This window comes from Nitrospira calida, assembly GCF_976986435.1.
The window spans coordinates 3,328,975-3,351,386 of record NZ_OZ335950.1; the positions used below are offsets into that span (position 1 = coordinate 3,328,975).

Genomic DNA, 22,412 nt, shown 5'->3' on the forward strand with positions numbered 1-22,412 from the left:
CGCTGACCACTGATGGCGGAGAGTTGTCTTACAGGATAAAATCAGGATGTCTGCCAACGACACTCCCCTGACGCCCGAGACCGAGGAAAAAGTTCGGCGACTCGGCGAGGCTGACATCCTGGTCGGAATTCCCAGTTACAACAACGCCGAAACGATCGGGCATGTCGTGCGAGCCGTCAACGCGGGCCTGGCGAAGTATTTCCCAGGCGCCCGGTCGGTCCTGGTCAACTCGGACGGAGGCTCGTCCGACGGGACGCAGGAAGTGGTCAACCGGACGGTCGCGGATCTCCACGCCTTGTTTATCGGTGATCGCCAGAGTCCGCTGCACAAGATCATCACACCCTACCACGGCATTCCCGGGAAAGGCAGCGCGTTCCGGACCATCTTCGAGATCGCCCGCCGGCTGAAGGCGAAGGCCTGCGCCGTGGTGGATTCCGATCTGCGCAGTATCACGCCCGAATGGATCGAGCTGCTGATTCGTCCCGTACTGGAGGAGCACTATGACTACGTGGCGCCGTACTACCTCCGCCACAAGTACGACGGCACCATCACCAACAGCATTGTCTATCCGCTGACGCGTGCGCTCTACGGACAGCGGATCCGCCAGCCCATCGGGGGCGATTTCGGATTTTCCGGGCGCCTGGCCGATCATTATCTGGACAAGCATGTCTGGGAATCCGACGTCGCCAAGTTCGGCATCGACATCTGGATGACGACGGAAGCCATCGCCAGCGGCGCCCGCGTGTGCCAGAGTTTCCTGGGCGCCAAGATCCACAACCCGAAGGATCCGGCCGCGGACCTGTCCGCCATGCTGGTTCAGGTGTTAGGCGCCGTTTTCGCGTTGATGGAGGAACATGCCGCCATCTGGTCTGCGCTCCAGGGATCGAACCCCGTCAAGCTGTTCGGCTTTCAGTACGAGGTCGGCGTCGAGCCCGTCAACGTCAATGTGGATCGGATGATCGCCAGTTTCCGCCAAGGCTTGACGGACCTGGGCCCAATTTGGGATCAGATGCTTTCGCCTGAGACGATGAAGCGGCTGCGCTCGCTGGGAACCGCTTCGCCGCAAGAGTTCCGCATCCCGGACGATCTGTGGGCGCACGTGGTCTATGACGCCGCCGTGGCGTACCATGAGCGGGTGATGCCCCGCGATCACCTGCTCAAGGCGTTTACCCCGCTCTATCTGGGCCGCACCGCCACGTTCGTGCTGGAAACTCAAGCCTTGACTTCGGCGGAGGCTGAGAGCCGCATCGAGGCCCTGTGTCAAGCCTTTGAAACACACAAACCGTATCTGGTAGCGCGATGGGAACACACCGCAAGCGGCTCATAGCGTGCTCACATCGCGGTGAGCTGTTTGCCGCTCGCTATTCGCCCGGATCCGCCGAGGCGGGGAGACGATCATGAAAGACTTTTGGGAAAAGGCGTTGTTGCAGCCGCTGGAACTCTTGGGCCGCCAGGTGTTGGGTATCCTCCCGAACATCCTAGCGATGACCATCATCCTGCTGGGGGGCTTGCTCGTCGCTTGGGGCATCAGCCACTCCATCGAACGGGTGCTGCGGGTGGTCGGACTGGATCACCTGTGCAACCGGATCGGCGTGAGCACGGCCTTGCTGCGCGGCGGCGTAAAGACGGACCCCTCGCGCCTGGTCGGACGTGCCGCCTACTGGCTAATCGTGATTTTCTCGACCATGGCGGCGCTGGGAGCCCTGAACCTGCAACCGATCAACCAGTTCGCCAAATCATTCCTGGCTTATGTCCCGCATTTGTTCACGGCGGCGGTGATCTTGGTAGCCGGGTATCTCCTGTCCAATTTCATCTCGCAAGCCGTGCTGATCGCCGCCGTCAACGCCGGACTTCCGCCGGCGCGGCTGGTAGCGGCCTGCTCCCGTTGGGGCGTTCAACTGCTCGCCGTCGCCATGGCGTTGGAGCAACTGGGCATCGCCCAGAACATCGTGGTGGTGGGCTTCGGGATCACGCTAGGCGGCGTGGTGATGGCCGCGGCGATCGCTTTCGGGTTGGGCGCCAAGGACCTGGCCAAGGAATTTTTAGAGCGTCGCCTGTCGAACCGGTACAAAGACCGGACGCCGGACGACCTCAGACATCTGTAATCGTGAAGCGTGACACGCAAGACGTGATGGCTGCTGCCAGGGATGGGACCGGATAGCCCATACAGACCGAGGAAACCAGATAGACCGGGTGGTTCACGGTGGACGAAGGCCGAGTGACCGTTGCGCTTAACCAGCAACGGATGCTGTCGTAGCGGGGCACGGGAATGGGAATGACGAATCGCTGGGCGGTGAAGATCACGGCGGTCGGTTTGGGTGTGTGCCTCTCTCTCGCGGTCTCCGCCTGTGCTCAGGACTCTTCATCCGATGCAAGGACGATACTGGTGTTCAAACATGGGAAGCTGGCCGCCAGGCCCGGAGCGCTGGCCGCGGTCCTGCGCGAGTTCGAACGCCGCCATCCTGGCGTCATCGTACGAGACGAGGTGTTGCCCAGCACCTCGGATCAGCAGCATCAATTCTACGCCGTCAATCTTGAAAGCCGGAACCCGGGGATCGATCTTCTGGCTGCGGACCTCATCTGGGTGCAGGAGTTCGCACGGGCCGGCTGGATTCGCGATCTGGAAGACGTCATCACGTCTGCGGAGCGCCGAGAGTTTTTTCCCGCCGCCGTCGAGGCGGCGACGTTTGCAGGACGCCTCTACGCGGCGCCCTGGTATGTGGATGCGGGCGTTCTGTTCTATCGCCGCGATCTGCTCGAACGCTACGGCTTCCCGCCGCCGCGCACCTGGCCGGAACTGGCGCGCACGGCCCGCGCGATCCTTGACCGGGAACGGGACCCAGTGTTGAAAGGATTCGTCTGGCAGGGCAAACAGTACGAAGGCCTCGTCTGCACGGCCCTGGAATTGATCCGAAGCTACGGCGGGGACCTGCCGGCCGGCGATGACACCGCGATCGTCGAAGCCCTGGTCTTCATGCGTTCGCTGATCACCGAGGGAATCTCGCCACAGTCGGTGGCGACGGCGGACGAGGAAACTTCCCGACACCAGTTCGGCGCCGGCCATGCGATCTTTATGCGCAACTGGCCTTATGCCTGGACGATCTTCCAACGCGAGGGTTCGCCCGTGCGCGGCAAGATCGGCTTGGCGCCCCTGCCCTCCACTCCTGGACAGGCCTCATCACCCGTCTTGGGCGGATGGACGCTGGCTATTCCGACGCGGACGGCCCATGCCAAAGAAGCGGGGACACTGCTCAAGTACCTCACGAGCCCGGAGGTGCAAGAGACCATCGCGAAGGAGATCGGGTACAACCCGACCCGGCCGGCTCTGTACCGGAACAACCTCCCGGCTCACCACCGGCTCTGGTTTGAAGCCCTGTATCCCATGTTGGAAGCGGCCAAGCCCCGTCCGGTCACGCCCTATTACTTGATGTTGTCCCAGGCCTGGCAACCGGAACTGAGCGCCGCTCTGGTCGGCACCAAGTCGGCTACGGCTGCGCTGGCATCGCTGCGACGGCAGACCGCGTACATCCTGTCCCTCGAGGCGGATTGGTCGGTTTCCGCTTCCACAACTCTCGGCGATTGGCGGGAGTTGTAATGGCGAGGCGCTCGGTCCGAGAGCGGGCGACGATCCCGGATTCCGTGTGGGGCTATCTGTGCGCCGCCCCAGCCGTCCTGCTGCTAATGGCGCTGGCCCTGGGCCCGATCCTCGTGGCTGCCGGGCTGAGCCTCCAGCGGCGTCTCCCGATCTTCGGCCTGCATAAGTTCGTCGGCTTCGCCAATTACCTCCGGCTGATCGAAGACGACCGGTTCTGGTCCGCTTGCCGGGTTACGCTGTACTTTACCGCCGTGTCGGTCGCGGCCGAGCTAATGCTCGGGTTGGGCATCGCGCTGCTGTTGGATCGAATTGGGACCCGCTTTCCCTGGCTTCAGGCGATCGTGGTCATTCCGTGGGCCGTGCCGACGGTCGTCTCCGCCCGTCTGTGGGACTGGCTCTACCAACCCGATCTCGGGTTGATCAATTACCTGCTGTTGGGCGCAGGCTTGATCCAAGCCCCCGTCAACTGGGTCGGCGACCCCGGCTGGGCGATCCACGCCGCGATTGCCATGGACGTGTGGAAAGCGACGCCCTTCGCTGCCTTGCTCCTCTTGGCCGGGTTGAAAGCCATCCCCCCCGACCTCTATCGCGCTGCGAGCGTCGACGGCGCAGGAGCCTGGGCGATCTTCCGTCGCATCACGCTGCCGCTCCTCTCGCCGATGATTCTGATTGTCTTGGTGTTCCGTTCGTTGGATGCGTTTCGCATCTTTGACGCAATCTATGTCCTGACCGGAGGCGGACCCGGCAACAGCACCGAGACTCTGTCCATCTATGCCTACAAGACCTTGTTTCAGACGCTCCAGTTCGGATACGGATCCGCATTGGCCTGCGCGATGTTCGCGCTTATGCTGATCGTGATCGGAGGGTATCTGTTTCTCCTCCGGCAACGGCTCAGAGAGGCGGGATAAGCCGACGAGGCGAAAAATGAAGGGTGAACAGGATGCGAGGAAGCGAGACGAACGGGCTGGGCGAGACCAGCGAGACTCGCATCTTGCAGGGAGTCGCGCAAGTCACCTCGCTGCGTCATTCGATTGGCGGTGGACGGTTGCCCCATGAGGACGAAGATTGAGTGGCGGGCGTCCCTGTCGGCCGGCGTCGGACCGGCGGTGCGGGGAGTTTCTCTGACGCTGGTCGTGTTGGTTTGCCTCGGTCCGGTCCTGTGGCAGCTCCTCACCTCGGTGAAGCCGGACGCCGATCTGTTGCGGCTGCCGCCGATCCTGCCGGAGCATCCGACCTCTGCCCATTATCGTTCGGTGCTGGACCATTCGCCGCTGGTCAGGAACCTGCTCAACAGCGCGGTCGTGGCGGCGAGCGCGACGGGGCTTGCCGTGGGGCTCGGCGCCTTGTGCGCCTTCGCGGTGGCCCGCCTGCCGATCAAGGGAAAGTCGGCCGTCCTCGGGCTCGCCCTGTCGATTTCGATGTTTCCACCTATCGCGGCGATCAGCCCGCTCTATCTGCTGGTACGTGAACTGGAGCTTCGGGATACACTGGCGGCGCTGATTCTGACTCACACCACCTTCGCCCTGCCGTTGGCCGTGTGGATCTTGACCGGCGTCTTCCGGCAGGTTCCGAGGGAATTATATTGGGCTGCCCGTGTGGACGGGTGTGGCCCGGTGCGCGCCTTGGTTTCGGTCATCCTGCCGCCGGCGCTGCCGGGCGTGGCGGTGGCGGCGCTACTAGCGTTCATCTATTCTTGGAATGAGTTCATGTTTGCCCTGACGTTCTCCGCGACCGAGGCGTCGCGCACGGCGCCGGTCGCCATCGCGCTCTTCCCCGGCCTGCACGAAACACCCTGGGGCGAGATGGCGGCCGCCTCCATCATCGTGACAGTGCCGATCGTCCTGCTCGCGCTCGTTTTCCAGCGCCAGGTCGTGACCGGTCTCACAGCGGGCGGTGTAAAGGGATGACACCAGCAAAACCCAACCGGCCTGATCAGTCCGCTGACCTGCCTTCCACCTCAGCTTGACTCCCCACTCAAGCGGTTTATACGATTTTTGTAATTCTGCAAGGCATGCCATGTTCTATCGTATTGCTTCGCCGTTGAAATCTTGGTGGAGCCGGCTTAGCGTCCAGCAGAAGCTCTGGCTCATTCTCATCGGGTGTTTTGTCCCCGTGCTCGTCGCGCTGGCCGTGCATCTCGCCTTCGTGCGTCATCTGCTGCAGCTCCAGGAGAAGCGGCATCAAGTCCACCTCGCGCGCGAGCAGATCGAAGTCCTTCGTCGCCTGGCGGTCGACGCCGAAGACGCCTTCCGCGGCTACCTGCTCACCCAGCAACCGGCGTTCCTGACCCCCCTCCAGGAAGCGCAGGCGGACCTGGAGCCGGTGCTGGCGCGCACGCTGCGCCTGGTCGCGCAGGTCGACGGGGTGCCGCCCGAAGCGGTGCGCCGGGCCGGCCGACAACTGCAAGCCCTGACCGAGTCCAAACACACCCTGATTCAACGGCTCCAACAGGGGCATCGGGAGGAGGTGTTGGCCTACGTGCGATCGGGGCAAGGGCTCACGTTGTCAGATCGCGTGCGGCAGGACCTGCGGACCCTGGAGGGCTATCTCGACCGCGAACTGGCCCGCCTGACCGCCGACCAAGAAGGCGTCACCCATGTGACCTTCTGGGGCTTGCTGGGTGCGCTCGCCGGGGGGCTGGCGCTCGGCGCGCTGGGCGGGCGCCTGCTGGGGCAATCCATTACCCAGCCGCTGGCCGTGCTGCGTGCCGCCGTCGAGCGCTTGGGCGAGGCGCAGGCCGCGGACGCGCCGCTCCCGGCGATTTCCGTGCAATCGCTGGACGAGATCGGCCAGTTGGCGCGCGCCTATGAGGCGATGGCGCATCGGATCCGTGCCCACATCCGCGAGCTCGAAGCCCTCATCGCCACCGGGCACGACCTCAACACCATCGGCCCCGACGGCCTCGACGGCTCCCTGCGACGGATCGTCGACCGCGCCGTGGACTTGACCCAAGCGGATGTCTGCCTGGTGCTGCTGCGCCACGAGCCGATGGGCTGCTGGGTCGTCGAGGCCGCCTCCGGGGCGTGGAGTGACACCCTGCGCAAGTCCGTTATGCTGTGGGAGGAATTCCCCGTCGCGGTGCGAGCCTTCGACGCCCGCGAGCCGGCGATGGGCCATGAGTTGCGCCGCGACCACCGCCCCCAAGTGAGCCGGCGCAATCTCATCGGCGACAGCGTGCTGGCGATCCCGCTGCTGGCCCAGGGGGCCCCCTTCGGCGTGCTGCTGCTGCTGAAGGAAGAGGATCGCGGCCCGGCTGGCTGGAACGTGCGCTTGGCGCAAGGGTTGGCGCAAGAGGCGGCCTTGGCCATCGCCAACGCCCGGCTCTACGAGCAGGCGCACCAGAAGCAGAAGGACCTGGCCGCGCGGCTGCGGCAGTTGGAACACCTGGCTGAAACCCTCGCCCACGACCTCAAAGCGCCCGGCAAACGCATGGGCAGCCTCGCCGCGCTGTTGCAGCAGGAGTACGGCGCCGCGCTCCCCGCTCCGGCGGCGCGGTGGCTGGCCTTGATCGAAGAGAACGCCCGGGAGCTGGAGGCGCGGGTGGAGAGCCTGCTGACGGTGGCCCGGGTCGGCGCCCGCGCGAGTGCCGTAGAGGCGGTGGACGCGGCGACGGTGGTCCACGACGTGCTGAAAGCCCGCGCGGGAGAACTGGAGGCGCGCGGTGCCCGGGTCGCGGTCAGCCTGGCGGTGCCGCCCGTCGCCTGCCATGGCGCCTACCTGCGCCAGGTCTTCGACAACCTGCTGTCCAACGCGCTGAAGTTCGCCCGGCCGGAGGCGGCGCCAGCGATCACCATCCAGGCGGACTGCCGCGACCACCGGGTGTGGTTCGCGGTGCGCGACAACGGCGTCGGCATTCTGCCCGAACATCGGGAGCGGGTCTTCCAGCCGTTCGTCCGGTTGCGGCCGGACCAGGCCCCGGGCAGCGGGATCGGCCTGACCATCGTCCAACGCATCGTGGAACTCTACGGCGGACAGGTGCGCATTGACGCCAATGCCGACGGCCCGGGCTGCACCGTGACCTTCTCCCTGCCGGTGATCGGCGACATGACCCTGGCTTGTGACTTGTCTTCTAAGGTTTCTAAGGTTGAGGCGGGCACCCAATAGTAGGCTTCAGGAAGAAGGCGTGATTGGTTCTTCATCAACGGCCGTCACCCGAAAGAGTCAGCGTCCTCCTCACGCGATTGACGAATGACGGCGTTATGGAGAGGAGGTGGAACGTGTCCCATGGTCCACGCTGTAGCGGATTCGCAAATCTTTTCCAAAAAGCTTCAAGCGCCTTTTACCGTCTTGGTGGTCGAAGACAATTCCGCCGACGCGGAGATGCTCCTGCATGCGCTCGAGCAGGCCAACCTCAAAACCCTGGACGATCACCTCGACGTCGAAGTCCGCGCGACCGCGGAAGGCGCCCTCCAATTGCTCAATGAGCGGACGGTGGATCTGGTCCTCACCGACCTGATCCTGCCCGCCATGGACGGCCTCGATCTGGTCAGCCACCTCCTGGAGCTCGACCGCCACCTCCCGGTCCTCGTCGTGACCTGGATGAACACGGTGGACCTGGCGGTCGAGGCCATGCGGCGCGGCGCCTTCGACTATGTCCTCAAACCCCTCAATCCCACCGACCTGGGGATGCGGCTGCATCGCGCCATCCGCTATTCCGAGATCCTGCGGCGCACCTCGGCCTTCGAACGGATGGTACGCCACGACCTGGAGACCGGCAGCCTGGTGGGCGTCAGCGCGGCCTTCCAGCGCGTCCTGCGCCAGGTCCGCGAAGCCGCCCAGGTCCGCTCCACCGTGCTCATCACCGGCGAGACCGGCACCGGCAAAGGGCTTATCGCCCGAGCCATCCATGAACACAGCCGCGAACGCGCCAAGCCCTTCCAGGTCATCGACTGCGCGACCATCCCGGAGGGCACCATCGAAAGCGAACTGTTCGGCCACGTGCGCGGCGCCTTCACCGGCGCCAGTACCGACAAGCCGGGGCTCATCGAACTGGCCCATGGCGGCACCGTGTTCCTCGACGAAATCGGCGAGCTGCCGCTGGGCCTGCAAGCGAAGCTGCTGCGCGTGATCGAGGAGAATGAAGTGCGGCCCGTTGGCGGCACGCGGGCCAAGCGGGTGGACCTGCGCATCATCGCCGCTACGAACCAGGACCTGGCGGAGAAGGTCAAACAGGGCGCGTTCCGCAAAGACCTCTACTTCCGTCTGGCCGTCGTGCATATTCCGGTGCCACCCCTGCGGGAGCGGACCGAGGACATCCCGGTGATCGCGCGCCACCTGTTGGATCGGCTCGGGCGCGAGATGGGGAAGCCGCGGTGCTACTTCGACGCTGCCGCCATCGACGCCTTGACGGCCTATCCCTGGCCGGGCAACGTCCGCGAACTGCGCAACGTCGTCGAGCGGGTGGTCATGCTCGCAACGTCCGACAAGATTACGCGCGCTCAAGTCGAGGCGCTCTTGCCTGGCGAACAGGCAACCACTTTCTTGGACGATCCTTATGGAGACTTGACCTACATGGAAGCCAAGCGTAAGGCGGTCACTGCTTTCACGCGAGCGTTCCTGCGGTCGAAATTAGCCAGGAGTCAGGGCACCATTACCAAGGCGGCGGAGAGCAGCGGGATCTCGAAACAACATTTCTGCATGTTGATGAAACGATACCTTGGAGAATCCAAGGGCAACGAAGATTGATGGCCTATCGGCGCGGGGTATTATTCACGTGGACCGTTGGTGACAGTGAGGTTCGACAGGCGAATCCGAGAATTCCAATCGCGATTGACCTATTTCTCGATGGTGACGTGATATCCTTGCACCTGGCCACTGCATCCCCTCTTCGATCCCAGATAAAACTCACCTGGCACCGTGTCACATCTTGATGTGACACATAACTCATTGATCTCACATTTCTTTCGTGATCTCGTTTACCGTTGTTCAAGAAAAATATGACCGGACGGCTTTCCCTGTCCTAGTTCCCGTTTCTCTTCTCTTCCGCTCTCGATTTGAGATGCTCCTTTTTTCCATCAGTTGCGCTGCTTCTCCGTTTTGTGCCTCAAGTCCAACATTGTGGCAAATCCTTTGCTCAACAGCAGGAGCAGGATGATGTGCGTCCAGTGGTGAGGATTACCGGAGCAAGGAGGTGAGACAGGACACGGAAACACGAGCGGTAGCGAAGGGAAAGGTTGGAGTCGTTGTGAAAAAAGGGAGGTATGGACGATGTATCTATCACGGAGACAGTTTTTAAAAGTCTCAGCGGGGACGGTCGCCGCGGTGGCCCTGGCTGACAAGGCCTTGGCCTTGACGGCCCTGCAGCCGGTCATCGAGGTCGGCAACCCCCTGGGCGACTATCCCGATCGGTCCTGGGAGCGGGTCTACCACGACCAGTACCGCTATGACTCCTCGTTCACCTGGTGCTGCTCCCCCAACGACACCCACGGCTGCCGTGTGCGCGCCTTCGTCCGCAACGGCGTCGTCATGCGGGTAGAGCAGAACTACGACCACCAGACCTACGAGGACCTCTACGGCAACCGCGGCACCTTCGCCCATAACCCTCGGATGTGCTTGAAGGGCTATACCTTCCACCGGCGGGTGTACGGCCCCTATCGGCTGAAAGGGCCCCTGATGCGCAAGGGGTGGAAGGAATGGATGGACGCCGGGGCGCCGGAACTCACGCCACAGGTGAAGAGCAAGTACAAGTTCGACGCCCGCTACCTGGACGACATGCTGCGGGTGTCCTGGGACACAGCCTTCACCTATGTGGCCAAAGCCATGATCATCATCGCCCAGCGCTACAGCGGCGAGGCGGGAGCGCGGCGGCTGCGCGAGCAGGGCTATCCGCCGGAGATGATCGAGATGATGAAGGGCGCGGGCACCCGCTGCTTCAAGCATCGGGCGGGCATGCCAGTGCTCGGCATCGTCGGCAAGATGGGCAACACCCGGATGAATGGCGGCGTGAATGCGCTGCTGGACACCTGGATTCGCAAGGTCGGCCCGGAGCAGGCGCAGGGCGGCCGCTACTGGTCGAACTACACCTGGCACGGCGACCAGAACCCGGCGCATCCATGGTGGGCTGGGGTCCAAACCTCCGACATCGACCTCTCGGACATGCGCTTCAGCAAGCTGAACACAAGCTGGGGCAAGAACTTCGTCGAGAACAAGATGCCGGAAGCCCACTGGAAAATCGAATCCATCGAGCGGGGCGCCCGGATCGTCGTGATCACGCCGGAATATAACCCCATGTCCTACCGGGCGGACTATTGGATTCCGGTACGCAACAATTCCGACGCCGCGTTGTTCTTGGGCGCGATGAAGATCATCACGGACGAGAACATGCACGACGTTGACTTCCTGAAAGAATACACGGACGCGCCGATCCTGGTCCGCAGCGACACGTTGCAATACCTCGATCCGCGCGACGTGATCCAAGATTATCAGTTTCCAGATTTCTCGAAGAGCTATTCAGGCCGGGTGCAGTCGCTGAAGCCGGAGCAGATCGAGCGGCTCGGCGGCTTCATGGTCTGGGATCTGAACAAGAACCAGGCGGTACCAATTCACCGCGAGTTGGTCGGGTATCACTTCCGACAGACCGGCATCGATCCGGCCTTGACCGGCACCTACCGGGTGAAATTGCTCAACGGCCGGGAAGTGGACGTGCTGCCGATCTGGCAGATGTACCTGATCCATTTCCAGGACTATGACCTGGATACGGTACACCAGATCAACCGGGCGCCCAAGGACCTCATCGTCCGATGGGCACGCGATGCCGGCACGATCAAGCCACATGCGATTCACAACGGAGAAGGCACGAACCATTACTTCCACATGACGACGGCAGCCCGCGCCGCGGCGATGGTGCTGATCATCACCGGCAACATGGGCAAGTTCGGCACCGGGCAACAGACGTGGGCTGGCAACTACAAGGCGGGCATCTGGGCAGCCACGCCCTGGTCCGGCGCCGGATTGGCGGTGCACACGGGCGAGGATCCCTTCAACATCACGTTGGATCCCGGCGCCCACGGCAAGGAGATCAAGACCAAGTCGTACTACTATGGCGAGGAAGTCGGCTACTGGAACCATGGTGACACGGCCTTGATCGTCAACACGCCGAAGTACGGCCGCAAGGTCTTCACCGGCAAAACCCACATGCCCAGCCCCAGCAAGTTCCGCTGGGTGACCAACGTCAACGTGCTCAACAACGCCAAGCACCACTACGACATGGTCAAGAACGTCGATCCCAATATCGAGTGCATCGTCACCCAGGATATTGAGATGACCTCCGACGTCAACCATGCCGACGTGGCCTTCGCCTGCAACTCCTGGATGGAGTTCACCTATCCGGAGATGACGGCCACGGTGAGCAATCCCTGGTTCCAGGTCTGGAAAGGCGGCATCCGGCCGCTGTACGACACCAGGAACGACCTGGACACCTTCGCAGGCGTCGCGGCCAAGTTGAGCGACATGACGGGCGACAAGCGCATGCGCGACTACTTCCACTTTGTCTATACCAACCGCGTGGACGTATACGTGCAACGGCTACTGGATGCCAGCTCAACGGCCTATGGCTACAGCGCAGACGTAATGCTGAAGTCGGAGAAGGGCTGGATGGTGATGACGCGCACCTATCCGCGGCATCCTTTCTGGGAAGAGGTCAACGAGGCCAAGCCCATGTGGACGCGGTCGGGCCGGTTCGAGAACTACCGGGTGGAGCCGGAGGCCATCGAGTACGGCGAAAACTTCGTCGTGCACCGCGAAGGCACCGAGGCCACGCCCTATCTCCCGAATGCGATCTTCACCACCAACCCGTACGTCCGGCCGGACGACTACGGCATTCCGATCACCGCCCAGCACCATGACGACAAGACGGTGCGCAACTTGAAGCTCCCCTGGCAGGAGATCAAGCGGCATGCCAACCCGTTGTGGGAGAAGGGGTATCAGTTCTACTGCGTCACCCCCAAGACCCGGCATCGGGTGCACAGCCAGTGGTCGGTCAACGACTGGGTGCAGATGTACGAGTCGAACTTCGGCGATCCCTACCGCATGGACAAGCGGACGCCGGGGGTCGGCGAGCACCAGTTGCACATCAACCCGCAGGCGGCCAAGGACCGCGGCATCAACGACGGCGACTACGTGTATGTGGACGGCAACCCGGTGGACCGGCCCTATCGCGGCTGGAAGCCCTCGGATCCCTACTACAAGGTCGCCCGCTTGATGATCCGCTGTAAGTACAACCCGGCCTTCCCGTATCACTGTACGATGGCGAAGCACGCGCCGTACGTGGCGACGGCGAAGTCGGTGAAGGGGCACGAGACGCGGCCGGACGGCCGGGCGATCGCGCTGGATACCGGCTATCAGTCGAACTTCCGCTACGGCGCCCAGCAGTCGTTCACGCGGTCGTGGCTGATGCCGATGCACCAGACGGACAGCCTGCCGGGCAAGCACGCCATCGCCTGGAAGTTCAAGTGGGGCTACCAGGTGGACAACCATGCGGTCAACACGACGCCGAAGGAGTGCCTCATCCGCATCACCAAGGCGGAGGACGGCGGCATCGGCGCCCGAGGGCCGTGGGAGCCGGTGCGCACGGGCTTCACCCCGGGCCAGGAGAACGAGTTCATGATCAAGTGGCTCAAGGGGGAGCATATCAAGATCAAGGTGTAGGCCCATGACCCGAGTTCCGGGCCCTGTCGCCCGCAAGGGGACGGGGCCCCGGAGCCGGGACCGGGTGGCGGAGGACGGATCACGGATCACGGAAAACGGAGGACACTATGCCGGAAGTCTATAACTGGCAACTGGGCCGCAAGATGCTCTATCCCTACGAGGAGCGGCATCCGAAGTGGCAGTTTGCCTTTGTGTTCAACATCAATCGCTGTCTGGCCTGCCAGACCTGCTCGATGGCGGACAAGAGCACCTGGCTGTTCAGCAAGGGGCAGGAGTACATGTGGTGGAACAACGTGGAGACCAAGCCCTACGGCGGGTATCCCCAGTTCTACGACGTGAAGATCACGCAACTGATCGAGCAGGTCAACCCGGGGGGCCAGGTGTGGAACGTGCGGGTGGGCCGCAAGCACCATGCGCCCTACGGGGTGTTCGAAGGGATGACGATCTTCGACGCCGGGGCCAAGGTGGGCCAGGCGGCCATCGGTTACATCCCGACGGACCAGGAGTGGCGGTTCGTCAACATCTATGAGGACACGGCCACCTCGATGCGGGCCATCGTGGAAGGCATCGACAAGTCGGGGTTCTCGCGGGACGAACCGTGGAAGCTGACCGGCAGCAGCCTGCCGGAGCATGAGACCTTCTTCTTCTACCTGCAGCGGATCTGCAACCACTGCACGTATCCGGGCTGTTTGGCGGCCTGCCCGCGCAAGGCCATCTACAAGCGGCCGGAGGACGGCATCGTGTTGATCGACCAGAACCGCTGCCGGGGCTACAAGAAGTGCGTGGAGCAGTGCCCCTACAAGAAGCCGATGTACCGGGGCACGACGCGGGTGAGTGAGAAGTGCATCGCCTGCTATCCGCGCATCGAGGGCAAGGACCCGCTGACGGGTGGCGAGCCGATGGAGACCCGCTGCATGGCGGCCTGCGTGGGCAAGATCCGCCTGCAGAGCCTGGTGCGCATCGGCGAGGACGGCCTGTGGGCGGAGGACCGCTGGCACCCCTTGTATTTCGCCATCCGCGTGGAGCAGGTGGCCCTGCCCCTGTACCCGCAGTGGGGCACCGAGCCCAATGGGTTCTATATCCCACCCCGCCATGCGCCGCGGGGCTACACGCGGCAGATGTTCGGGCCAGGGGTGGACAACGCGATCGAGAAGTACCTGGTGCCGAGCCGGGAACTGTTGGCGGTGCTGCAACTGTGGCGGGCCAGCCAGCAGATCATCTTCCGCTACGACGTCATTCCGGGCCCGAAGGTGTTTGAGACCCAGATCCACGGCAAGCGGTTCGAGATGTACAACGACACCGTGCTGGGCTTCAACAAGTCGGGCAAGGAGGTCGTGCGGCAGCAGGTGGAGGAGCCGATCTACATCCGCCCGGCCGAGCGCGTGAACTGGCTGTAACCCCCACGCCGGTTCCGATGGAGCACCCCTGGAGAAGGACCCCGGCACAGCGGGGTCCTTCTCCCGTCGGTCCCCAAGGGGACAAGGAGCAGACAGGAGGGGCTCCTTGTCCCCTTCCTTTTGCCTCGGTTGACTCTCGCTTGCACGGAGTGACGCGATGCGCGGGCTTATTCCCCGTCCTACGCTCGGCCAGGTGGCGGTCAGTCTCCTGATCGCGCTGGCCGGGTTCCTTGCCGCCCAGACCCTCACCCAGGTCGATCGGGACCTGCGCGTCCTTTACACGGAATATACCCTCGCGGCGGCAGACTTGGGCCATGTCTCCGGCGACCTCATCCGCTACCGCAGCACCATCTTGCGCGCCCTGGAAGCCCCGACGGCCCAGGAGGCGGAACGGATCCTCGCCGCGTTGCCCGGGCAGCGGACGCGGGTTCTCCGCGCCCTCGACCGCTATGCCGCCGCCAGCCGGCAGGTCGCCCGCGGCGGCCCCGCCGCTACCGCGGCCTTGCAGGCCTTGCGGACCCAGGTCGAGACCTACTTCGCCGACGCCGACGAGACGGTCCGCTTGATCCGGCGCCGGTGGACCGCGACCCGCCTGGCAGAGGCCGCCGCCTGGCAGGAACAGGCCGAGCAGCACGCCGCGGCCCGGGCCGGCACCACGTTGATCCAAGTCAGCGTAGCCTTGGATCAGGTGTTGGACGGCGTGGCGCAGGTGGCCGGCGCCCTGTACGAGGACGGAGCGCGCACCACCCGGCGGAGCAGTCTCCTCCTGGTCGGAGGAAGCCTGACCTTGATCGCCCTCGTACTGTTCGGGTCACGGGCTCCCCGCTCAATTCGCTCAGGATCCCGTACAATGTCTCTTCCGTTGCGAAATGGGACCCCGAGAGCGGATGTCCTGCTTCCGCTGGACCATCGGCTTCCAGAGCCTTCGGTTCCGGCTCGATACAACCCACATGATCGGGAAGCGCCCCCCGGCGACCAGTGAACTGCGTCCTACCCGGCCGACTTTCCCAGACTGCCCGGGTTTCTTTCCCCTCGGAGTTGCACTGGGAGACCACCTCGAGTAAGGTACATCGAGTCGGCTCAATGCGCGATTACGGAGGCAAGATGATGAAGATCGTAGGATACTCGTTCACCGTGCTACTCATCGCCCTTGTATTCGCCAGTTCGGAAAGTCAGGCACGGCGGGAGATCCGCACGCCGGACCAAAAACAGCAGTTGCGGCAGATCCAGCGGGTGCTCGTCAACGTCCTAGCCTTGACCGACCATGGCCAAGCGGACCCCACTCCCCTCCGCGACGTTGTCGTCCGCCGACTCGCCGAGATTGGCTATACCACACTGACCGATCCGGCCCAGCCGCATGACGCCATCCTCAAGGTCAAATGCGAGCAGCGCAAGGTATGGGAAGGCACCACCTCTCTTGGAGGCGATGCCGATCTGCCCGATCTGCCGCTGCGCACCTGGAAAGGGCCAGCCTGCCAACTCACCTACTGGGTCCAGGACCGCCCTTCGGAGTGGCGTCGGGAGGTGAGAACCGACTTTGCCGATGCCATTGCCGCAGCAGCAGAGGCAAAGGCAGAGGACCCCGGCGCGTTTGCCCTGGAGCACTTGCGGGCGCGACTGGAAGCGTATGACTTCCCAGTGATCCTCACTCAGGAATGGGAACAGGAAGAGCGGTTGCTGGCGCTGTTACGCCAAACTGATGAGCCCTCCACACGCAAGGTGAAGATCATCCGGGCGCTCGGCGAGTTGTTCGCCGCCTCGGCGAGTCCCGACCTGCGGACTCTGCTCCACGACCCGAACCCGGAGATCGCCGCGGCGGCGGCCATCGCCCTGGGCAACATCGGCCAACAAGACAGCCTGGCCGCGCTTATCGAGGCATTGCACGTCGGCAGTCCCCCGCTGAAGCTCGCCGCCGCAAAGGCGTTGGGGAAAGTCGGCGCCCTGCATGGGAACGTAGCGATCATTCCCCCGCTGCTCGACGCGCTCAAGACGGACGACGTCGCGCTCAAGACCGAGGTGGTCTGGGCCTTGGGGCAACTGCCCGACCGGCGGACCTATGAACCGCTTTTGGCTTTGCAACGGTCTCTCCGCGATGTCCGCACGAGCGACCGCACGTCACCGGAGGGAAAACTCTGGGATGCGCTGAGCTATACCCTTAAACAGATCGACGCCTTCGATCAGCTCAACTGATCCGCTGGCACGGAACTACGAGTTCCGCGTGAACCATAGCGAACAGCCTGCAGCTTTGAACGATGTAGATACGCTGCTAGCGATCGGCTCGTTTCCAGGCTTTCACCGTTCTCTCCCCTTTGGCCGGAGAGGCAAGATGGCCGAAGTCCGACTTGAAAAGCTCAGCAAGCGCTACGGCCGAGCCGACGTACTTGCCGGGCTGACGCTGACCGTGCGCGATGGAGAACTGTTCGCGATCGTCGGCCCCTCCGGTTGCGGCAAATCCACGCTGCTGCATCTGATCGCCGGGCTCGATACTCCGACGGAGGGTCGCATCCTCTTCGACGGTTTGGATGTGACGGAGTTGCCGCCGCGGGCGAGGGATGTCGCACTAGTCTTTCAAAGCTACGCCCTCTATCCGCACATGACTGTGGCGGAAAACCTGGCCTTTCCGCTCCACGTGGCGAAGCGCCGGACCAGCCGGTCCCGCGAGGAGATTGCTGCCGAGGTGCGGCGCATCGCCGAGCTCCTGGGGCTCGTAACCGTTCTAGAACGCCGCCCGCGGGAACTTTCCGGGGGCCAGCGGCAACGGGTGGCGTTGGGGCGCGCGCTGATTAGAAGGCCTCGGGTGTTTCTGTTGGATGAACCGCTCTCCAATTTGGATGCCCAACTGCGGGCTGGCATGCGGGCTGAACTGCGGAAACTGCACGACGACGTGAAGACCACCATGATCTATGTCACTCACGACCAGACCGAGGCTATGACGCTCGCCGACCGTCTGGCGGTCCTGGATCGTGGTCGCCTTCAGCAGATCGGCACACCGCGCGACCTCTACGACGCACCAGCGAATCGGTTCGTTGCGGGATTCATCGGTTCCCCGCCCATGAATCTGTTGGATGCGCGTCTGGAAGACGGGGAAGTTCGGGCAGGGCCGATCCGTTTCCGTCTGCCTGCGGGAGTCGAGACGCGGCGCGGAGCACCCGCCGGCACGGCCGTCACGCTTGGCATCCGACCGGAACATGTGCGGATGTGTGCGGCCGACGCCGCGGGTGGGAGCAACGGCATCGTCGGCACGGTGCGGCTGACCGAACTCTCGGGGAGCCAACTGTGGGTGAGTGCGGAACTCGGCGGTTACAATCCGGGAACGATCCTCGTCGGTCTCGCGGATGCGACCGATCGGCTTCAACCCGGCGATCAGGTTACGATCTCGCTCGACCGGATGGTGTCCCACCTCTTCGATGCGGAAACCGGCGCGCGTATCGACTGTGAAATCGGGCTGGAGCCGGGATGACGGGGTTCAGGTTTTCTGCCGCAGGCGGAGCACCACGACCGACCGGGCTTCCAGCTCGTATGACTCCCCGCCCTTGAACATCTTCTTCAGCGGCTTCCGCTCGCCTGAGAGCGCGGTGTCCAGAACCGGCACCCACCGCACGCCGCGCTTATGCGCCGGCAACGTGAAGGACAACGGTTCATGGTGCATGTTCAACAGGATGAGCAAGGTCTCGTCCTGAATCGGTTGGCCCCGCTCATCCGTCTCTTCGATGGCGTCCCCGGCCAGGCGCAACCCCAGAGACCGCGCATAGCCGGAGCCCCAATCCTCGTCGGTCATCTCTTTGCCGTCGGGACGAAACCAGGCGAGGTCCTTCACTTCGGAGCCCCGGATGCGACGGCCTTGAAAGAAGCGCCGCCGCCGGAGCACCGGGTGCCGCTTACGAAACGCGATCAGGCCCTGCGTAAACGCCAACAGCTCGCGTGCCGAGCGGTCGAGTTTCCAATCGAACCAGCTCAGCTCGTTATCCTGGCAATAGGCGTTGTTGTTGCCGCGTTGGGTCCGCCCGATCTCGTCGCCGCCGCAGATCATCGGGACTCCTTGCGACAGGAGCAGAATGGCCAAGAAATTCCGCTTCTGTCGTTCGCGCAACGTGTTGATCGCCGGATCGGCGGTGGGGCCTTCGACCCCGCAATTCCAGCTCAGGTTGTCGTCGGTCCCGTCGCGGTTGTCCTCGCCGTTGGCTTCGTTGTGCTTGTGGTTGTAGGACACCAGATCGTGCAGGGTGAAGCCGTCGTGAGCGGTGACGAAATTGATACTGGCATGGGGCCGTCGTCCTCCGCCTTCATACAAGTCGCTGCTGCCGGACAGGCGGTAGGCCAGTTCCGCCACCTGGCCCCCGTCCCCTCGGACGAACCGCCGGATGGTATCCCGATACTTGCCGTTCCACTCGGCCCAGCCCACCGGGAAGTTGCCGACTTGATAGCCGCCTTCGCCCAAATCCCACGGCTCCGCGATCAACTTGACCTGGGACAGGACCGGATCCTGATGAATGATGTCGAAAAAAGCGCTCAACCGGTCCACATCGTGAAGCTCGCGCGCCAGCGTGGAGGCCAAGTCGAAGCGAAAGCCGTCCACGTGCATCTCCAGCACCCAATAGCGCAGGCTGTCCATGATGAGCTGGAGCGTCCGCGGATGTCTGACGTTCAGACTGTTGCCGCAGCCTGTATAGTCCATATAGTATCGAGGCTGATCGGGGACCAGACGGTAGTAGGTGGCGTTGTCGATGCCGCGAAACGACAGCGTCGGCCCGAGATGGTTGCCTTCCGCCGTGTGGTTGTACACGACGTCCAGAATCACCTCAATCCCGGCGCTGTGGAGCGTTTTGACCATCGTCTTGAACTCCTTGACGTGGCGTCCGCGCACCGGCGAGGCCCCGTACCGGATGTCCGGCGCAAAGAATCCGATGGTGTTGTAACCCCAGTAATTCGTCAGCCCGCGATCGTGGAGATGCTTGTCCCGCACGAAGTGATGAACCGGCAGCAGCTCGACCGCCGTCACCCCCAACTCCGTGAGATAGTCGATGATCGGAGGAGTGGCCAGGCCGGCGTAAGTGCCTCGTAACGCCTCCGGCACCTCCGGATGCTGCACCGTCAGTCCTTTGACGTGCACTTCGTAGATGATGGTCCGCTCCCAGGGCGTGCGCAGCAGGCGGTCGCCGCCCCAGGTGAAGGCCTCATCGATCACGACGCATTTGGGAATATTCCCGGCGTTGTCCCGGTCGTCCCGGGACAGGTCCGCCTCCGGATCACCGAGGCGATAGCCAAACATGGCGTCCGACCATTCGACCGTACCCGCGATCGATTTCGCATACGGGTCGATCAACAGCTTGGCGGGATTGAAGCGGTGCCCTTCTTGGGGCGCATAGGGTCCGTGCACGCGATAGCCGTAATGTTGTCCTGGCCGCACTTCAGGGAGATACACATGCCAGACCTGGTCGGTGCGTTCTTCGAGACGGATCCGGTGGGTCTCCCGTGTGTCATGCGGCCCGTCGAACAAGCACAGCTCGACGGCGGTGGCGTTCTCCGAAAACAGCGCGAAATTGACTCCTTCTCCATCCCACGTCGCGCCCAGGGGATACGGGCGACCAGGCCAGATTTTCATCTCGGAGCACTCCTATAAAAAAAGAAATGGTCACCGGTCAACGGCCAGAGGCCTCTCATGCGCTACGTGCATGGGTTCCTGCCAGACAGAACGCACGCGGTGTAAGTTATAGCCGCGGCAACCCGCCTGGCGCAACGCACCCGTGTTTCCGGTTGTGCAAGGCTGTCGAACCCCGTAGCATAGGCTCATTCTCTCGCAAAGGGGAGAAAAGGGAGCGAGGCACCAGGCAAGGGGTTCGTCTTCCTCCTCCTGACCTCTGACCTCAAACTCATTTTGACGTGGAGCACGCGATGGATTGGAGTCGGCCGTGGCAACTTGATCTGGGCGCGCGACTTCTCGGCCCTGACCGCGTCCGTTTCCGAGTATGGGCTCCCCGGGCGAAGACAGTCTCGGTCCGACTGCTCGGACGCAACAGCCGTCCCATTCCCTTGCAGGTGCAAGACCTCGGTTACTTCGAAGCGGACGTGCCGGGCGTGGTCGAAGGCGATCGGTACCTGTATGTGCTGAACAGCGAGCAGGAGCGACCTGATCCGGCGTCGCGCTTTCAGCCGGAGGGGGTGCATGGTCCTTCGGCGGTCGTGGACCCGCACGCGTTCCGGTGGACGGATCAGGGCTGGCGTGGCCTCACGCGCGATGGGCTCGTCATCTATGAACTCCACATCGGGACTTTCACGCGCGAAGGTACCTTTCAGGCCGTCATTCCCCTGCTGGACTATCTTCAGCGGGAGGTGGGCGTGACGGCGATCGAGTTGATGCCGGTCGCCCAGTTTCCCGGAACCAGAAATTGGGGGTACGACGGGGTCTATCTCTTCGCGCCGCAGGCGAGTTACGGCGGGCCATCGGGACTCCGGCTGCTGGTCGATGCCTGCCATGCCAAGGGACTAGGCGTGATCTTGGATGTCGTGTACAACCATCTGGGGCCGGAGGGGAATTATCTCGGGGACTTCGGGCCCTACTTCACCGACCGGTATCGGACCCCATGGGGAGCGGCGATTAACTATGACGGTCCGGACAGCGACGAGGTCCGGCGATATATTATCGACAACGCGCTCCATTGGATCACCGAATATCACATCGACGGACTCCGCTTGGACGCCGTTCACGGCATCTACGATTTCGGAGCGCGCCACATCCTGCGCGAACTGACCGACGCGGTCCACGCGCAAGCCGAGCGGCTGGGACGATCCGCTCTGGTCATCGCCGAGAGCGACCTGAACGACATCCGCATCATCGCGCCGCCGGAGGAGGGCGGGTATGGCCTGGACGCGCAATGGAACGACGACTTCCACCATGCGCTCCACGCGCTGCTCACCGGCGAACGGGACGGCTACTATCAGGATTTCGGGCGGCTCGACCAGGTGGCGACGGCGATGCAGGACGGTTTCGTCTACACCGGGCAGCGGTCAGCCTATCGCCGGCGGCGTCACGGAAGCGTGTCCCGTGGCCTGCCCCCCTCGCGCTTCGTCGTGTTCGCCCAAAACCACGACCAGGTCGGCAACCGTGCCCGCGGCGACCGCCTGAGCACGCTCATTTCGTTCGGCGCGCTGAAGGTCGTGGCCGCGGCTGTCCTGTTGACTCCGAACATTCCGCTCCTCTTTATGGGTGAGGAATACGGCGAGCGCGCGCCCTTCCTTTATTTCATCGATCATGGAGACCCGGGCCTCGTCGAAGCCGTCCGCCGCGGACGGAAGGCGGAGTTCGCCGCCTTCGGATGGACGGGCGACATTCCCGATCCGCAGGATCCCACGACCTTCGACCGTTCGCGGGTGCGTCCCGGCGAGCCGACCGATCCGCAGCAAGCGGCCCTGCTCCGCTGGTACTGCCGATTGATCGCCTTGCGCCGATCCGTTCCGGCCCTCGCCGCCTCGGAATCCGGCGAGGCCGGACACCGCGTCCGGACCGACGACGCGCAGCAGATTCTGACCCTGCACCGCTGGGCCGCCGACGGCTCGGCCGCGCTGATCTGCTTGGGATTCAACAAGGGGCCGGCCTCCTTCAACCTGCACCCGCCGCAGGGAACGTGGCGCTTGTCGCTGTGCTCCGAAGCCGCAGACTTTGGCGGAAGCGGAGAAGACTGTTGGCCGAAGGAACTGGCGCCCGAACATGGCGATGCGGCCGTCCGTCTCGCCGCGTATACGGCAGCTATCTACCTGAAATCGGATCCATGATAGCG

General features: G+C 63.5%; 14 protein-coding genes. 13 read left to right on the forward strand and 1 reads right to left on the reverse strand.

Annotated elements, in window-relative coordinates; translation table 11 throughout:
• Positions 1 to 46 precede the first annotated feature (46 nt).
• The 12 genes from ACWHTU_RS16295 (at position 47) to ACWHTU_RS16350 (ending at position 18,097) form a co-directional block, all read left to right on the forward strand.
• On the forward strand, positions 47 to 1,327 hold the full coding sequence (locus tag ACWHTU_RS16295; RefSeq protein WP_447860453.1) for a glycosyltransferase: 1,281 nt from the start codon (positions 47 to 49) through the stop codon (positions 1,325 to 1,327).
• 70 nt (positions 1,328 to 1,397) lie between these two features.
• Positions 1,398 to 2,105: a mechanosensitive ion channel family protein gene (locus ACWHTU_RS16300; RefSeq protein WP_447860454.1), complete on the forward strand. Its 708-nt coding sequence runs from the start codon at positions 1,398 to 1,400 to the stop codon at positions 2,103 to 2,105.
• A 170-nt stretch (positions 2,106 to 2,275) separates the two neighbouring features.
• Positions 2,276 to 3,595, forward strand: a complete 1,320-nt coding sequence (locus ACWHTU_RS16305) for an ABC transporter substrate-binding protein (RefSeq protein ID WP_447860455.1) — start codon at positions 2,276 to 2,278, stop codon at positions 3,593 to 3,595.
• Positions 3,595 to 4,503 carry a carbohydrate ABC transporter permease gene (locus ACWHTU_RS16310; protein WP_447860456.1) on the forward strand — a complete coding sequence of 303 codons (909 nt, stop codon included), beginning with the start codon at positions 3,595 to 3,597 and terminating at the stop codon, positions 4,501 to 4,503. The genes ACWHTU_RS16305 and ACWHTU_RS16310 overlap by 1 nt, the downstream gene beginning before the upstream one ends.
• Before the next feature lie 144 nt (positions 4,504 to 4,647).
• Positions 4,648 to 5,502 (forward strand): carbohydrate ABC transporter permease, encoded by an 855-nt coding sequence (locus tag ACWHTU_RS16315; protein WP_447860457.1) that lies wholly within the window; start codon positions 4,648 to 4,650, stop codon positions 5,500 to 5,502.
• A 109-nt stretch (positions 5,503 to 5,611) separates the two neighbouring features.
• The gene (locus ACWHTU_RS16320) at positions 5,612 to 7,699 is read left to right on the forward strand and encodes an ATP-binding protein (RefSeq protein WP_447860458.1); all 2,088 of its coding nucleotides are present in this window, start codon (positions 5,612 to 5,614) and stop codon (positions 7,697 to 7,699) included.
• 120 nt (positions 7,700 to 7,819) lie between these two features.
• Positions 7,820 to 9,280, forward strand: coding sequence for a sigma-54-dependent transcriptional regulator (locus tag ACWHTU_RS16325; protein ID WP_447860459.1), 1,461 nt, complete (start codon positions 7,820 to 7,822; stop codon positions 9,278 to 9,280).
• A gap of 522 nt (positions 9,281 to 9,802) precedes the next feature.
• Positions 9,803 to 13,240: a molybdopterin-dependent oxidoreductase gene (locus ACWHTU_RS16330; protein WP_447860460.1), complete on the forward strand. Its 3,438-nt coding sequence runs from the start codon at positions 9,803 to 9,805 to the stop codon at positions 13,238 to 13,240.
• Between the two features lie 107 nt (positions 13,241 to 13,347).
• A complete protein-coding gene (locus tag ACWHTU_RS16335; protein ID WP_447860015.1) occupies positions 13,348 to 14,637 on the forward strand; it encodes a 4Fe-4S dicluster domain-containing protein in 1,290 nt (429 codons plus the stop codon).
• 157 nt (positions 14,638 to 14,794) lie between these two features.
• Complete coding sequence (locus ACWHTU_RS16340; protein ID WP_447860461.1) at positions 14,795 to 15,619, forward strand: hypothetical protein; 825 nt, start codon at positions 14,795 to 14,797, stop codon at positions 15,617 to 15,619.
• A gap of 122 nt (positions 15,620 to 15,741) precedes the next feature.
• Positions 15,742 to 16,827, forward strand: a complete 1,086-nt coding sequence (locus tag ACWHTU_RS16345) for a HEAT repeat domain-containing protein (protein ID WP_447860462.1) — start codon at positions 15,742 to 15,744, stop codon at positions 16,825 to 16,827.
• Between the two features lie 136 nt (positions 16,828 to 16,963).
• The gene (locus tag ACWHTU_RS16350; RefSeq protein WP_447860463.1) at positions 16,964 to 18,097 is read left to right on the forward strand and encodes an ABC transporter ATP-binding protein; all 1,134 of its coding nucleotides are present in this window, start codon (positions 16,964 to 16,966) and stop codon (positions 18,095 to 18,097) included.
• Between the two features lie 6 nt (positions 18,098 to 18,103).
• Here the strand turns inward: ACWHTU_RS16350 and glgX are convergent, their stop codons facing one another.
• Positions 18,104 to 20,239 carry a glycogen debranching protein GlgX gene (glgX, locus tag ACWHTU_RS16355; RefSeq protein WP_447860465.1) on the reverse strand — a complete coding sequence of 712 codons (2,136 nt, stop codon included), beginning with the start codon at positions 20,237 to 20,239 and terminating at the stop codon, positions 18,104 to 18,106.
• Positions 20,240 to 20,529: 290 nt separating this feature from the next.
• Here glgX and treZ point away from each other — a divergent pair, with 290 nt between their 5' ends.
• Positions 20,530 to 22,407: a malto-oligosyltrehalose trehalohydrolase gene (gene treZ, locus ACWHTU_RS16360; protein ID WP_447860466.1), complete on the forward strand. Its 1,878-nt coding sequence runs from the start codon at positions 20,530 to 20,532 to the stop codon at positions 22,405 to 22,407.
• Positions 22,408 to 22,412 lie beyond the last annotated feature (5 nt).

Excerpts from the sequence above, each read along its gene's own strand:
- ACWHTU_RS16325 (WP_447860459.1), top strand. The coding sequence starts at position 7,820 with ATGGTCCACGCTGTAGCGGATTCGCAAATCTTTTCCAAAAAGCTTCAA.
- ACWHTU_RS16320 (WP_447860458.1), top strand. The coding sequence starts at position 5,612 with ATGTTCTATCGTATTGCTTCGCCGTTGAAATCTTGGTGGAGCCGGCTT.
- ACWHTU_RS16350 (WP_447860463.1), top strand. The coding sequence starts at position 16,964 with ATGGCCGAAGTCCGACTTGAAAAGCTCAGCAAGCGCTACGGCCGAGCC.
- treZ (WP_447860466.1), top strand. The coding sequence starts at position 20,530 with ATGGATTGGAGTCGGCCGTGGCAACTTGATCTGGGCGCGCGACTTCTC.
- ACWHTU_RS16345 (WP_447860462.1), top strand. The coding sequence starts at position 15,742 with ATGATGAAGATCGTAGGATACTCGTTCACCGTGCTACTCATCGCCCTT.
- ACWHTU_RS16305 (WP_447860455.1), top strand. The coding sequence starts at position 2,276 with ATGACGAATCGCTGGGCGGTGAAGATCACGGCGGTCGGTTTGGGTGTG.
- ACWHTU_RS16300 (WP_447860454.1), top strand. The coding sequence starts at position 1,398 with ATGAAAGACTTTTGGGAAAAGGCGTTGTTGCAGCCGCTGGAACTCTTG.
- ACWHTU_RS16330 (WP_447860460.1), top strand. The coding sequence starts at position 9,803 with ATGTATCTATCACGGAGACAGTTTTTAAAAGTCTCAGCGGGGACGGTC.
- ACWHTU_RS16310 (WP_447860456.1), top strand. The coding sequence starts at position 3,595 with ATGGCGAGGCGCTCGGTCCGAGAGCGGGCGACGATCCCGGATTCCGTG.
- ACWHTU_RS16335 (WP_447860015.1), top strand. The coding sequence starts at position 13,348 with ATGCCGGAAGTCTATAACTGGCAACTGGGCCGCAAGATGCTCTATCCC.
- ACWHTU_RS16295 (WP_447860453.1), top strand. The coding sequence starts at position 47 with ATGTCTGCCAACGACACTCCCCTGACGCCCGAGACCGAGGAAAAAGTT.
- ACWHTU_RS16340 (WP_447860461.1), top strand. The coding sequence starts at position 14,795 with ATGCGCGGGCTTATTCCCCGTCCTACGCTCGGCCAGGTGGCGGTCAGT.
- glgX (WP_447860465.1), bottom strand. The coding sequence starts at position 20,239 with ATGAAAATCTGGCCTGGTCGCCCGTATCCCCTGGGCGCGACGTGGGAT.
- ACWHTU_RS16315 (WP_447860457.1), top strand. The coding sequence starts at position 4,648 with ATGAGGACGAAGATTGAGTGGCGGGCGTCCCTGTCGGCCGGCGTCGGA.